The sequence below is a fragment of the Segatella baroniae DSM 16972 = JCM 13447 genome (assembly GCF_000426585.1).
GTDB classification, from domain to species: Bacteria; Bacteroidota; Bacteroidia; order Bacteroidales; family Bacteroidaceae; genus Prevotella; species Prevotella baroniae.
The window spans coordinates 38,485-50,701 of record NZ_AUFQ01000007.1 but is presented as its reverse complement, the minus strand read 5'-3'; the positions used below and the strand labels follow the sequence as shown (position 1 = coordinate 50,701).

The window sequence follows — 12,217 nt, the reverse complement described above, 5'->3', positions numbered from 1 at the left end:
GAGGAATGTGAAGTGTGAAGTGTGGAATGTGAAATGGGGCTTCGCTGAATGTGAAATGTGAAGTGTGGAATGTGGAATGACATTCCAATGAATGAGAAATGTGAAGTGAGGAATGTGAAATGACATTCCAATGAATGAGAAATGTGAAGTGTGAAATGTGAAATGACATTCCGATGAAATATGGAAGCAGCCTTTTCAATTTGTCAAAGGGCTGCTTTCATTTTGCAAAAGCTATCCTTTTATCTTGCAACCGCAGCCTTTTTACCTTGCAAAAGCTGCCCTTTTACAGCGCAATCGCGGCCCTTTCACCTTGCAAAAGGACAGCTCTTGCGCGGTCAAAGCACGGCTTCTGGAATGCGGAAGGACGGCGGCGGGTCGGACAGACGCGCACGACGGGACGACGGAACTATGCGCCGGCGATCTGCTTCAGCACCTCCTCCGCCACCTCGCACAGCTCCTTGTACCACGCTTCGCCGAAACGACGCTTCAAGGGGCCGGCCAAAAACTTGTAGACGGGCATGCCGATGGCGCGTCCTCTGGCCACGGCGTCCTTGCAGATGTCCCACCGATGATAGTTGATTCCCGTGAGGCCATGGCCGAACTCCTTCACGCGGATGGGATAGAGGGCGCACGAAATGGGCTTCACGAACGCCGTCCTGCCCTCACGGAAGGCGCATTCCAGGGCGCAGAGGCAGCAGTCACGCACGACGGTTCCATCGTCGAGCGTCAGGTCTTTGTACTCCGTGAAGACGCAATCCCTGCCCCCCACGATGCTCGTCACAAGGTCGCCATCGCGGTCGGCATAGGCCACGCCCTGCCTGTCGACCACCGCCTGGGCCGAGGCGCCCATCCGCGACCACACGGCGTCGAGCGAATCCTCGATAGCCCCTATCTCTTCGAGCGTCACGGGAGCACCCGCGTCGCCCTCGATGCAGCACTTGCCCTTGCATTTGGCCAGGTCGCAGCAAAACTTCTCGGTGATGATGTCGGGCGAAACCAGCACGTCGCCCACCTGCAAAATATGTAATTCGTCTTGATTCATCTTGACATGATAGCTTGAAAAGGGGCTGTCGGCCCCATTGCCGCCTACTGACAGATTGTCAACCTGCAACCGGTCGGCCCGTCCACTTGCCCGCACGCCCACTTGCGGGGCTACCATTCGACGGGCGTCAGCCCCTTGCTCTCCAGAAAAGCGTTGCAGCGGGAGAACTGGCGGTTGCCGAACCAGCCGCCGCGGTTGGCCGACAGGGGCGAAGGGTGGACGCTTTCGAGCACGAGATGGCGGTTCGTGTCGATCAGATACTTCTTGCCGCGGGCGAAACCGCCCCACAACATGAACACGAGATTGTCGCGGCGGTCGCTCAAGGCCTTGATGGCCGCGTCGGTGAAGGTGGACCACCCCAGCCTCTGGTGGCTGTTGGCTTCATGCGCCCGCACGGTCAGCGTGGCGTTGAGCAGCAGCACTCCCTGGTCGGCCCAGCGCGTCAGGTCGCCGTTTGGGGGCATGGGCTTGCCCAAGTCCAGCTCTATCTCCTTGAAAATGTTGACGAGCGAGGGCGGCGCCGGTATGCCTTCGGGCACCGAAAAGCTCAGCCCCATGGCCTGTCCCGGCTCATGATAGGGGTCTTGACCGATGACGACGACCTTCACCCGGTCGAATGGACAAAGGTTGAAGGCGTTGAAGATGAGCGGCCCAGGGGGATAACAGGCGTGATGGAGATACTCCTCGCGCACCAGCCGCGTGAGATTCGCGAAATAAGACTTCTCAAACTCGGCCCCCACCTGCCGCCTCCATGATTCTTCTATCTTTACGTTCATACAGACTGTGTCGTTCGCCGATGTCGCGCAAGCGCCGCTTTCCGGCTCCAAGAACTTGCCGACATTCGGTCGGTTATCGCACGCAAAGGTAATGATTAACTGTCGTAAAACGTTAAAAATGCGGAAGTTTCATGCCAAAAGATGGCAAATGGTATTATCTTTGCACAACGATTTCATAGAGAAAATACAAGCCATGCGCCCTCGACGGACGAAAACGACCGCGGGGCCGCGGCCAATCATCACTTAAAGCAACAAGGAAATGGAAGTAAAAGAATTGGAGAAGATGATCAGAGAGCAGGAAGGTTCTCTGTCATTGGCTTTCCCCGCGCTCATGCGCAAGGTATATGTATGGATGGCGTTGGCCCTCGCCCTGACGGGCCTCACGGCCTACGGCATTGCCGACAACACCAATCTGGCGTTCACGCTGATCGGCAACCGGGCTTTGTTCTGGGGCATTGCCATCGCCGAGTTCGCCCTCGTGATGTTCCTCACGGCACGCATCCGGAAGATGTCTCTCACGACCGCCACGCTGTCGTTCCTGCTCTACAGCGTGCTCAACGGCGTCACCATGTCGATCATCTTCCTGGCCTTCACGGCCTCCAGCATAGCCACGACCTTCTACATCACGGCCGGCACCTTCGGCATCATGGCCTTCTACGGCTACGTGACCAAGGCCGACTTGAGCAAGTTGGGCAGCATTCTGCGGATGGCGCTGCTCGGACTGATCGTCGCGCTCGTGGTGAACATCTTCATGCGCAACTCCATGTTCGACCTGGTCATCAGCGCCGTCGGCGTACTGATATTCACCGGGCTGACCGCCTACGACTCGCAGAAGATCAAGACGGCCCTGGCCATGCAGGAACACCCCGACGAGACCGCGCAGAAGGTGGCCCTCCTGGGCGCCCTCACGCTGTATCTCGACTTCATCAACCTCTTCATCTACCTGCTCCGCTTCTTCGGACGCAGCAACAACTGAGCGATCGGCAGCAGCTCGACAGACAAGGATGAACCGCGGGCACGCGACCGGCGCGTCATCCTTGTCTTTTGCCCCTGAGGCAATGGAAAGAACACGCATAATCCACATATAAACGACAAGACAACAAATGAAGAAATCCAAAGTCATGGCGGCCGCCCTGCTGGCCGCCGGCACCCTGTTGACGGGCTGCGGCGCCGCAACCGGCGGCAAGACGACAGCGACGACAGGCGACGTCCTGGGCAGCGTCGTGGGTTCGGCCACCAACCCCAACACCATCGGCAACATCCTGGGCAGCGTGCTCGGTATCAACAAGCCGTCGACGAACGACCTCTACGGCACCTGGAACTACTACGAACCGGGCGTAGCCTTCACGAGCGACAACGCCCTGGCCCGCGCGGGCGGCGAAGTGGCGGCCGGTTCCATCCGCGAGAAGCTCTCGGGAGGCTACGGAAAGTTCGGTATCAGCTCGGCCAACACGCAGCTGCGGTTCAACAAGGACAACACCTTCACGGGCACGGTGGCCGGCCGAAGCCTCAGCGGCACATGGACTTACAATGAAAGCGAACAGAAAATCATGCTGAAGACATTCCTCTTCACCTTCCCCATATATGCCACCCGCACGTTGAAAGGCATGAGTTTCACGACGGAGTCGAAGCGACTCCTCACCGTCCTGCAGACCGTCGGACAGCTGACGGGCAACAGCAACATCGCCGCCATCGGCGAACTGAGCAAGAACTACGAAGGGGTGCGCGTGGGATTCGACATGAGGAAATAGACATCTCCCGCCATTTCACCCACCGACAAAGGGCAGACCGTCGCGCGACGGCCTGCCCTTTTCCGTTCAAGAGGGCCCCGTATCGGACGGAAAAGGCCGCTTTTGCGCGCATATATATACGCTTCCAAGCATAAAAAAGCCAGCGATAGTCAAAAAATATGCACTTTTATTTGGACATTTCGATAGATATACATAATTTTGCAGTCAACAACGAATAAATATACAATCGAATGAAAGTCAAGACAAGCAGAATCGAGACGTTGAAGATGTTGATTTCCAGCAAGGAACTTTGCAGTCAGGAGGAAGTGCTTCAAGAACTCAAGAAGGAGGGATACACGCTCACCCAGGCCACGCTCAGCCGTGACATGAAGCAGCTGAAAGTGGCCAAAGCCGCCAGCATGAACGGCAAGTATGTCTACGTTTTGCCCAACGAAACGATGTACCGGCGTGTACACAAGCCGCTGCCGGCCGGCGAAATGACGCGCAACTCGGGCTTTCTGTCGGTGCAGTACGCGGGCAACATGGGCGTCATCAAGACCCGCCCGGGCTATGCCAGCAGCATTGCCTACAACATAGACAACAGCGACATCCCGGCCATTCTCGGCACCATCGCCGGCGACGACACGATATTCGTCGTCATCAAGGAGTACGCCAACCTGGAAGAGCTGACCTTGGACATCACCAAGGCCGTCGACTCGATATTCTGAAGAAGGACGGAAAGGAATGGAAGAGATTGAAGTGATGGTGGCCGATGTGTCGCATGAGAAGTTCGTGGACACGATTCTCAAGACAATCGAAGAGGCGGCACAAGTGCGTGGCACAGGAATCGCCAAGCGCACACACGAATATCTGCTCACGAAAATCAAGGAAGCCAAGGCCGTGATAGCCCTCTCGGGCGACAGGTTCGCGGGGTTCAGCTACATAGAGACGTGGGGCAACAAGGAGTATGTCACCACTTCGGGCCTCATCGTACACCCCGACTTCCGGGGACGGGGCGTGGCCAAGCGCATCAAGGACATGACTTTCACGCTGGCCCGCAAGCGTTGGCCCCACGCCAAGATATTCTCGCTGACCAGCGGGTCGGCCGTCATGAAGATGAACACCCGCCTGGGCTACCACCCCGTGACCTTCAGCGACCTGACCGACGACGAAGCGTTCTGGCGTGGCTGCGAAAGCTGCTGCAACGTGGACGTGCTTCACCGCACCGACCGCCACTACTGCATCTGCACCGCCATGCTCTTCGACCCTGAAGACCACCTGCCGGCCAAGATTCCGGCAGAGGTGATGGAGAGGATAAGGCGGATGGAGGGCAGACACCAGGCTGACCAATGACGGCGGAAGCCCCTTGGGGGAATCCACCCGCAGGCCATCGCCATCGAAAAGGGCGTTCCCCCGCAGGCCGCCAAATCGCATCATATAAACAAGGAGACATGGAACAACAAACAAACAACAGCCTTGCGGCGGCGACATCCCACCGCCGCCGAAAAGGACCGGGCAGGGTCGTCGTGGCCTACTCGGGCGGACTTGACACGTCCTACACCGTCATGAAACTGAAAGAGGAGGGCTGGGAGGTCTACGCGGCCTGCGCCGACACGGGAGGTTTCAGCCCAGAACAGTTGAAAAGCAACGAGGAGAACGCCTACAAGCTGGGCGCGGTGAAGTACGTGACGCTCGACGTGACGCAGGAATACTATGAGAAGAGCCTGAAATACATGATATTCGGCAACGTCATGCGCAACAACTGCTACCCCATCTCGGTGAGCAGCGAGCGCATTTTCCAAGCCATCGCCATCGCACGCTACGCCAAGGAGGTCGGCGCCGACGCCATTGCCCACGGTTCTACCGGGGCCGGCAACGACCAGATACGCTTCGACATGACGTTCCTCGTGATGGCCCCGGGCATGGAAATCATTACGCTGACACGCGACCACGCGCTCAGTCGACGGGAAGAGACCGACTATCTGAACGCACACGGTTTCCATGCAGACTTCACCAAGCTGAAATACAGCTACAACGTGGGCGTCTGGGGCACGAGCATCTGCGGCGGCGAACTGCTCGACCCTACGCGGGGACTGCCCGAAGAGGCCTATCTGAAACACCTGACACGCGACGACGCGTCGGAATTGCGCATCACTTTCGAGCACGGAGAGATTGCGGCCGTGAACGGCGAAGCCTTCGCGGACAAGGTGAAGGCCATCCGCCGCATCGAAGAGATAGGCTCCGCATACGCCATCGGCCGCGACTGCAACGTGGGCGACACGATAGTCGGCATCAAGGGACGCGTGGGCTTCGAGGCAGCCGCCCCGAAACTCATCATCGAAGCCCATCGGCTGCTCGAAAAGAGCACGCTCAGCAAGTGGCAACAGTATTGGAAAGACCAGGTGGGAAATTGGTATGGCATGTTTCTGCACGAAAGCCAATACATGGAACCGGTCATGCCCGACATCGAAGCCATGCTCACGAGCAGCCAGCGGCACGTGAACGGCACGGCCATCCTGCGCCTCTTCCCATACGGTTTCCAGACGGTGGGCGTGGATTCGACCGATGACCTGACCCGGTCGAAGCTCGGCGAGTATGGCGAGATGCAACACGGATGGACGGCGGACGACGCCAAAGGCTTCATCAAGGTCAGCTCCACGCCGCTCCGCGTGTTCTACGGCATGCACCCCGACGAGCAGCGATAAGCCGCAGGCGGCGCAACCTTTCCGCACCGACGGACGTCTAACGTTCAACGACAACCTTTAAAGACAAGAAAATGACAAGAAAAAAACTATTGAGGTCGACCAACGACAAGTGGATTGCAGGCATTTTAGGCGGTATCGCCGAGTATTTGGATTGGGACCCGGCCATCCTGCGCCTGGCCTACGTGTTGCTTTCGGTGTTCAGCGCAGGCTTCCCGGGCATTCTGATCTACATCTTCCTGTGGATCGTCATGCCCAAACAGTAGGACGACGAACATGATAAAAGTTGGTATTTTAGGTGCGGCCGGCTATACGGGCGGCGAATTGACCAGTCTGTTGCTCAACCATCCCGAGGCGGAAATCGTCTTTGCCAACAGCGAGAGCAATGCGGGCAACCGGGTGAGTGACGTCCATGAGAACCTGTATGGCGAGACCGACCTGACGTTTACGGCCGACATGCCCTTTGAAAGGGTCGATGTCGTCTTCTTCTGCTTCGGTCATGGCAAGAGCAAAAGGTTCATGGAAGAGCACAAGATACCCGCCAACGTGCGGGTCATCGACCTGGCCCAGGACTTCAGACTGGCCCCGGAAGCGGTCTACGGGCTGCCCGAACTCCACAAGGCGGGCATCGCCAAGGCCCGTTTCGTGGCCAACCCGGGCTGCTTCGCCACCTGCATCCAACTGGGATTGCTGCCTTTGGCCAAGGCCGGACTGCTCAAACACGATGTCAGTGTCAACGCGATCACAGGCAGCACGGGGGCCGGACAGAAGCCCGGAAACACCACCCACTTCTCTTGGCGCAACGACAACATCAGCGTCTACAAGGTCTTCAGCCACCAACATCTGGCCGAAATACGACACAGTCTGGCCGAATTGCAAGGCTCACTCGACGCCTCCATCGACTTCATCCCTTATCGCGGCGACTTCACGCGCGGCATTTTCTGCACCGAGGTGGTAAGGTTTGACGGCGACGAAGGAGCTTCCTCCAACCCCACCGCCGGGCAACTCGTCTCCCTCTACGAGGACTTTTACCGCGAAGCGGCTTTCACCTATTATATATATAAGGCACCGGATTTGAAACAAGTGGTGAACACCAACAAGGCGCTTGTCCATCTCGAAAAGTTCGGCAACAAGGCCGTCGTCACCTGCGTAATCGACAACCTGCTGAAAGGAGCCGCGGGGCAAGCCGTCCAGAACATGAACATCATGTTCGGACGGGACGAGACGATGGGACTGAAAACAAAGGGAATCGCCTTTTGAAAAGTGAAGTTCGCATCATCTCAGACAGAGAATACAACCAAACAAAGAACGAGCGGTGCCCCAACAGCGACCCCCCGCGAGGCACTCTCCTCCTTGGGAGGGGTCGGGGGAGGCAACATGAACTTATTCAACGTATATCCCCTATTCGATGTAAACATTGTAAAGGGAAAAGGAACAAGCGTCTGGGACGACCTTGAACGGGAATATCTCGACCTGTATGGCGGGCATGCCGTCATCAGCATAGGCCATTGTCATCCCCATTACGTGGAAAAGATGACGGCACAACTGGGCCGCCTGGGCTTCTACAGCAACTCCGTCATCAACGAGTTGCAAGTTGAATTGGCCGAACGGCTGGGCCGCATCAGCGGCTATGACGGCTATCAGCTGTTCTTGGTCAACAGCGGTGCCGAGGCAAACGAGAACTGTTTGAAGCTGGCTTCGTTCCAAACGGGCCGCACCCGTGTGCTTTCCGCTCGGAAAGCGTTCCACGGCCGCACGTCGCTGGCTGTCGAAGTGACCGACAATCCCAGCATCATCGCGCCCATCAACGCCAACAACCACGTGACTCACCTGCCACTCAACGACCTTGAAGCCTGGGAGACGGAACTGGCCAAGGGCGATGTGTGCGCCTGCATTCTGGAGTGCATTCAGGGTGTCGGCGGCCTTGACATGGCGACACCCGCATTCGCCCAAGGCCTACAAGCAGCCTGCAAGCGACATGGGACGGTGCTCGTCTGCGACGAAATCCAATGCGGCTACGGCCGTACAGGCAAGTTCTTCGCCCACCAGTGGCTGGGCATTCGCCCCGATCTGATCAGCGTAGCCAAGGGCATGGGCAACGGTTTCCCGATGGGTGGCGTGCTTGTTTCGCCCGATTTTCAGCCCACCTACGGCCAACTGGGTACGACGTTCGGCGGCAACCATTTGGCCTGCACGGCCGCATTGGCCGTACTCGACGTATTTGAAAACGAAGGACTCGTCGAGAACGCGCACCTCGTCGGCGAATATCTCGTCGATGAATTGAAACAACTGCAACAGCGCAACCCCCACATTCTGGAAGTTCGTGGACGCGGTCTCATGCTCGGCGTACTGCTGGACATCCCCCACAAGAATGTGAGAGGCAAGCTCATCTACGAACAACGCTGCTTCACAGGGTGCGCCGGAAGCGACATGTTGCGCCTTCTGCCGCCGCTATGCCTGTCGAGAGACAATGCAGACGATTTCATCCGACGGCTGGAAACCGTGCTAAACGACTGACTTACGCATAAAAAGGCTGCCTCTTGCTTGCGAATCGGAAAAGATTTGCTACTTTTGGAGGCGGCTATATTCATCAACAGATTATTATGGAAGATTCATTGAAACAAATAGGCCAGCGCCTCAAAGGACTTCGTGAGGTGCTCGACATCCCCGCGGAAGAAGTGGCCGAGTTGTGCGACATCACCCTTGAACATTATCTAAAGATTGAAAACGGCGAAGCGGACCCGTCCGTCTATCGCCTTTCCAAGATTTCCAAACGCTACGGAATCAGCCTCGACGTGCTGATGTTCGGCGAAGAACCGCGCATGGACGCGTACTTCCTGACACGCCGCAACCAGGGGCCGACCGTCGAACGCCGCAAGGATTACAAGTACCAGAGCCTGGCCAGCGGCTTCAAAGGGCGCAAGGTGGACCCGTTTCTGGTGCAGGTAGACCCGCTGCCGGACGACGCAAGGTTCAACAAGAACTCACACGACGGGCAAGAGTTCGACGTGGTGATCGACGGTCGGCTCGAATTGACCCTCGGCGAGAAGACACTGGTGTTGGAAGTTGGCGACAGCATCTACTTCGACGCCCGCCAACCCCACTGCATGCGGGCCTTGGATGGCAAGCCTGTCAAGTTCTTATGTATAGCCATCTAATTCTAAACAGACAATGATTGAAAGATTTTTAAAGCAGACCCGCTTCTCTTCGGAGGAAGACTACAGGCAACATCTCAAGTTCATCATTCCCGAAAACTTCAACTTCGCCTACGACGTCATCGACGCATGGGCTGAAGAAGCGCCCAACAAACCGGCACTCTTGTGGACTGACGAGCATGGCAAGGAACTCCGTTTTACGTTCAAGGAGCTGAAAGAGCAGACCGACCAGGCCGCAGCCTACTACCAAAGCTTGGGTATCGGCCACGGCGACAAGGTGATGCTCATCCTGAAACGCCACTACCAGTGGTGGCTGTCCATGCTGGCGCTGCACAAACTGGGGGCCGTGGCCATCCCCGCGACCCACATGCTCACCAAGCACGACATCGTATATAGAAACGAGCGGGCCGGCGTGAAAGCCATCCTGTGCGTCAATGACGAATATGTGACCGGTCAGGTGAAGGCCGCCATGGCCGAAAGTCCGACCGTGAAGGTGCTGGTGGCCGTCAATTCGCTGTCGGAGGAGACGAAGGCCGTGCCCGAAGGATTCCACGATTGGAGCAAGGAATGGAAGCAAACGGACAAGTTTCGTCGACCGGCATTTGTCAACAGCAACGAAGACACCATGCTGATGTACTTCACCAGCGGCACCAGCGGCGAACCGAAGATGGTGGCCCACGACTTCCTCTATGCCTTGGGCCACCTCACCACGGGCGTATTCTGGCACAACCTCGACGAGAACAGCATTCACCTGACCGTGGCCGACACGGGATGGGGCAAAGCCGTGTGGGGCAAACTGTACGGACAATGGTTCGCCGGAGCCACGGTCTTCGTCTTCGACCATGAGAAGTTCACGGCCGAAAAAATCATGCGGCAGATGGAAAGGTATCGCGTCACCTCCTTCTGCGCGCCGCCCACCATCTATCGCTTCATGATTCAGGAGGACTTCACCAAGTACGACCTCTCGTCGCTGACCTATTGCACCACCGCCGGTGAGGCTTTGGAGCCCGCCGTCTATGAAAAGTTCCGCCAACTGACGGGTATCAAGATGATGGAGGGCTTCGGCCAGACCGAAACGACCATGACGTTGGGCACCTTCCCATGGATGACGCCGAAGCCGGGAAGCATGGGCAAGCCCAACGCACAGTACGACATCCGGCTGCTGAAGCCCGACGGCACGGAATGCGAGGACGGAGAGAAGGGCGAAATCTGCGTTCGCGTGGGCGACGAGAAGCCCTTGGGGCTTTTCAAATGCTACTACCGCGACGAGGAAAAGACCAAGGAGGTGTGGCACGACGGGCTCTATCACACCGGCGACATGGCTTGGCGCGACGCCGACGGCTACTTCTGGTTTGTCGGACGCATGGACGATGTCATCAAAAGCTCGGGCTACCGCATCGGACCGTTCGAGGTCGAGAGCGCGCTGATGACCCATCCGGCCGTCGTGGAGTGTGCCATCACAGGCGTTCCCGACCCGATTCGCGGCATGGTGGTGAAAGCCACCGTGGTCCTTACAAAGGAATGGAAGGACAAGAGGGGCGACAGCTTGGTCAAAGAGTTGCAGGAACACGTGAAGCACGAGACCGCGCCATACAAGTATCCACGCATCATCGAGTTCGTGGACGAGCTTCCCAAGACCATATCCGGCAAGATCCGCCGCGTGGAAATACGCGAGAAGGACAATCGGAAATAGGCGGCCGCAGACCACACGGCCGCGGGGAGCGACAGAACGACGACAACTCATAAACAACCGACCACGCTTATGAAGACCTTTTTCAACGTAGAAGACTTGGGCGACCTTGCCCAGGCATTGCAGGAGGCACGGGAAGTAGAGAAGAACCGCTACGGATTCCAGCACCTTGGCCGCAACAAGACGCTGCTGATGATATTCTTCAACAACAGTCTCCGCACGCGACTCAGCACACAGAAGGCCGCGATGAACCTCGGAATGAACGTCATCGTGCTCGACGTGAACGCCGGCGCGTGGAAACTGGAGACCGAACGCGGCGTCATCATGAACGGCGACAAGAGTGAACACCTGCTCGAAGCCATCCCCGTGATGGGCTGTTACTGCGATCTGATCGGCATTCGGAGCTTCGCCGGGCTCACCGATAGAGAGTTCGACTACGCCGAAACCATCGTCAACCAGTTTGTCGAGCACAGCGGCCGGCCCGTCTTCGCCATGGAGACGGCCACCGTCCATCCGCTCCAAGCCTTCGCCGACCTCATCACCATCGACGCCTACAAGCCCTGCCGGCACCCCAAGGTGGTGCTCACGTGGGCTCCCCACTGCCGCGCCCTGCCCCAAGCCGTCCCCAACAGCTTTGCGCAATGGATGAACGCGGCCGACGTCGAACTTGTCGTCACCCATCCGCAAGGCTACGAACTCGACCCGAAGTTCGTCGGAAACGCCACCGTAGAGTATGACCGGCGCAAGGCTTTCGTAGGCGCCCACTTCATTTATGCCAAGAACTGGAGCTGTCCGGGCGTCACCCGGCCGGCCGACTACGGAAAGATTCTGACCGAAGATGCCGCCTGGACGGTCGACAGCGCATCCATGGCGCTGACCGAAAACGCACGTTTCATGCACTGCCTGCCTGTGCGCCGTGGGCTCGTCGTCACCGACGAGGTCATCGAAAGCCCCCGAAGCCTCGTCATCCCGGAGGCCGCCAATCGTGAAATCAGTGCCGAAGTGGTCATCAAACGCATGCTCGAAACCCTTTGAAAGCCGCCATCCATCCCGTTTTGTCCACGAACGGACGCTGCAACGACATTTTTCTGATGAGCCTTTGCCAATATTATGCAAAAAAAA

Annotated in this window: 13 protein-coding genes; 11 read left to right on the top strand and 2 right to left on the bottom strand. The window is 57.6% G+C overall.

The window, feature by feature from the left end; all coding sequences use genetic code 11:
• Positions 1–406 precede the first annotated feature (406 nt).
• The gene (locus tag K334_RS0106740) at positions 407–1,042 is read right to left on the bottom strand and encodes a DUF3109 family protein (RefSeq protein ID WP_025881667.1); all 636 of its coding nucleotides are present in this window, start codon (positions 1,040–1,042) and stop codon (positions 407–409) included.
• A gap of 110 nt (positions 1,043–1,152) precedes the next feature.
• Positions 1,153–1,818 (bottom strand): uracil-DNA glycosylase, encoded by a 666-nt coding sequence (ung, locus tag K334_RS0106735; protein ID WP_027444722.1) that lies wholly within the window; start codon positions 1,816–1,818, stop codon positions 1,153–1,155.
• Positions 1,819–2,077: 259 nt separating this feature from the next.
• Here ung and K334_RS0106730 point away from each other — a divergent pair, with 259 nt between their 5' ends.
• From K334_RS0106730 to K334_RS0106680, 11 genes are all read left to right on the top strand, one after another.
• Positions 2,078–2,794: a Bax inhibitor-1/YccA family protein gene (locus K334_RS0106730; RefSeq protein WP_027444721.1), complete on the top strand. Its 717-nt coding sequence runs from the start codon at positions 2,078–2,080 to the stop codon at positions 2,792–2,794.
• 127 nt (positions 2,795–2,921) lie between these two features.
• Complete coding sequence (locus K334_RS0106725; protein WP_025881666.1) at positions 2,922–3,569, top strand: DUF4923 family protein; 648 nt, start codon at positions 2,922–2,924, stop codon at positions 3,567–3,569.
• A 230-nt stretch (positions 3,570–3,799) separates the two neighbouring features.
• Positions 3,800–4,276 carry an arginine repressor gene (locus tag K334_RS0106720; protein ID WP_025881665.1) on the top strand — a complete coding sequence of 159 codons (477 nt, stop codon included), beginning with the start codon at positions 3,800–3,802 and terminating at the stop codon, positions 4,274–4,276.
• Positions 4,277–4,292: 16 nt separating this feature from the next.
• Complete coding sequence (locus K334_RS0106715) at positions 4,293–4,901, top strand: GNAT family N-acetyltransferase (protein ID WP_021588859.1); 609 nt, start codon at positions 4,293–4,295, stop codon at positions 4,899–4,901.
• A gap of 98 nt (positions 4,902–4,999) precedes the next feature.
• On the top strand, positions 5,000–6,253 hold the full coding sequence (locus K334_RS0106710; RefSeq protein ID WP_025881664.1) for an argininosuccinate synthase: 1,254 nt from the start codon (positions 5,000–5,002) through the stop codon (positions 6,251–6,253).
• A 71-nt stretch (positions 6,254–6,324) separates the two neighbouring features.
• Complete coding sequence (locus K334_RS0106705; RefSeq protein WP_021588747.1) at positions 6,325–6,516, top strand: PspC domain-containing protein; 192 nt, start codon at positions 6,325–6,327, stop codon at positions 6,514–6,516.
• A 10-nt stretch (positions 6,517–6,526) separates the two neighbouring features.
• Complete coding sequence (argC, locus tag K334_RS0106700; RefSeq protein WP_025881663.1) at positions 6,527–7,510, top strand: N-acetyl-gamma-glutamyl-phosphate reductase; 984 nt, start codon at positions 6,527–6,529, stop codon at positions 7,508–7,510.
• A 117-nt stretch (positions 7,511–7,627) separates the two neighbouring features.
• A complete protein-coding gene (locus tag K334_RS0106695; protein WP_027444719.1) occupies positions 7,628–8,767 on the top strand; it encodes an aspartate aminotransferase family protein in 1,140 nt (379 codons plus the stop codon).
• 86 nt (positions 8,768–8,853) lie between these two features.
• The gene (locus K334_RS0106690) at positions 8,854–9,408 is read left to right on the top strand and encodes a helix-turn-helix domain-containing protein (protein WP_025881661.1); all 555 of its coding nucleotides are present in this window, start codon (positions 8,854–8,856) and stop codon (positions 9,406–9,408) included.
• Between the two features lie 13 nt (positions 9,409–9,421).
• A complete protein-coding gene (locus tag K334_RS0106685) occupies positions 9,422–11,098 on the top strand; it encodes an AMP-binding protein (RefSeq protein ID WP_027444718.1) in 1,677 nt (558 codons plus the stop codon).
• 69 nt (positions 11,099–11,167) lie between these two features.
• A complete protein-coding gene (locus K334_RS0106680) occupies positions 11,168–12,130 on the top strand; it encodes a Rossmann-fold NAD(P)-binding domain-containing protein (RefSeq protein ID WP_025881659.1) in 963 nt (320 codons plus the stop codon).
• The last annotated feature ends 87 nt before the right edge of the window (positions 12,131–12,217 follow it).

Excerpts from the sequence above, each read along its gene's own strand:
- K334_RS0106740 (WP_025881667.1), bottom strand. The coding sequence starts at position 1,042 with ATGAATCAAGACGAATTACATATTTTGCAGGTGGGCGACGTGCTGGTT.
- ung (WP_027444722.1), bottom strand. The coding sequence starts at position 1,818 with ATGAACGTAAAGATAGAAGAATCATGGAGGCGGCAGGTGGGGGCCGAG.
- K334_RS0106730 (WP_027444721.1), top strand. The coding sequence starts at position 2,078 with ATGGAAGTAAAAGAATTGGAGAAGATGATCAGAGAGCAGGAAGGTTCT.
- K334_RS0106725 (WP_025881666.1), top strand. The coding sequence starts at position 2,922 with ATGAAGAAATCCAAAGTCATGGCGGCCGCCCTGCTGGCCGCCGGCACC.
- K334_RS0106720 (WP_025881665.1), top strand. The coding sequence starts at position 3,800 with ATGAAAGTCAAGACAAGCAGAATCGAGACGTTGAAGATGTTGATTTCC.
- K334_RS0106715 (WP_021588859.1), top strand. The coding sequence starts at position 4,293 with ATGGAAGAGATTGAAGTGATGGTGGCCGATGTGTCGCATGAGAAGTTC.
- K334_RS0106710 (WP_025881664.1), top strand. The coding sequence starts at position 5,000 with ATGGAACAACAAACAAACAACAGCCTTGCGGCGGCGACATCCCACCGC.
- K334_RS0106705 (WP_021588747.1), top strand. The coding sequence starts at position 6,325 with ATGACAAGAAAAAAACTATTGAGGTCGACCAACGACAAGTGGATTGCA.
- argC (WP_025881663.1), top strand. The coding sequence starts at position 6,527 with ATGATAAAAGTTGGTATTTTAGGTGCGGCCGGCTATACGGGCGGCGAA.
- K334_RS0106695 (WP_027444719.1), top strand. The coding sequence starts at position 7,628 with ATGAACTTATTCAACGTATATCCCCTATTCGATGTAAACATTGTAAAG.
- K334_RS0106690 (WP_025881661.1), top strand. The coding sequence starts at position 8,854 with ATGGAAGATTCATTGAAACAAATAGGCCAGCGCCTCAAAGGACTTCGT.
- K334_RS0106685 (WP_027444718.1), top strand. The coding sequence starts at position 9,422 with ATGATTGAAAGATTTTTAAAGCAGACCCGCTTCTCTTCGGAGGAAGAC.
- K334_RS0106680 (WP_025881659.1), top strand. The coding sequence starts at position 11,168 with ATGAAGACCTTTTTCAACGTAGAAGACTTGGGCGACCTTGCCCAGGCA.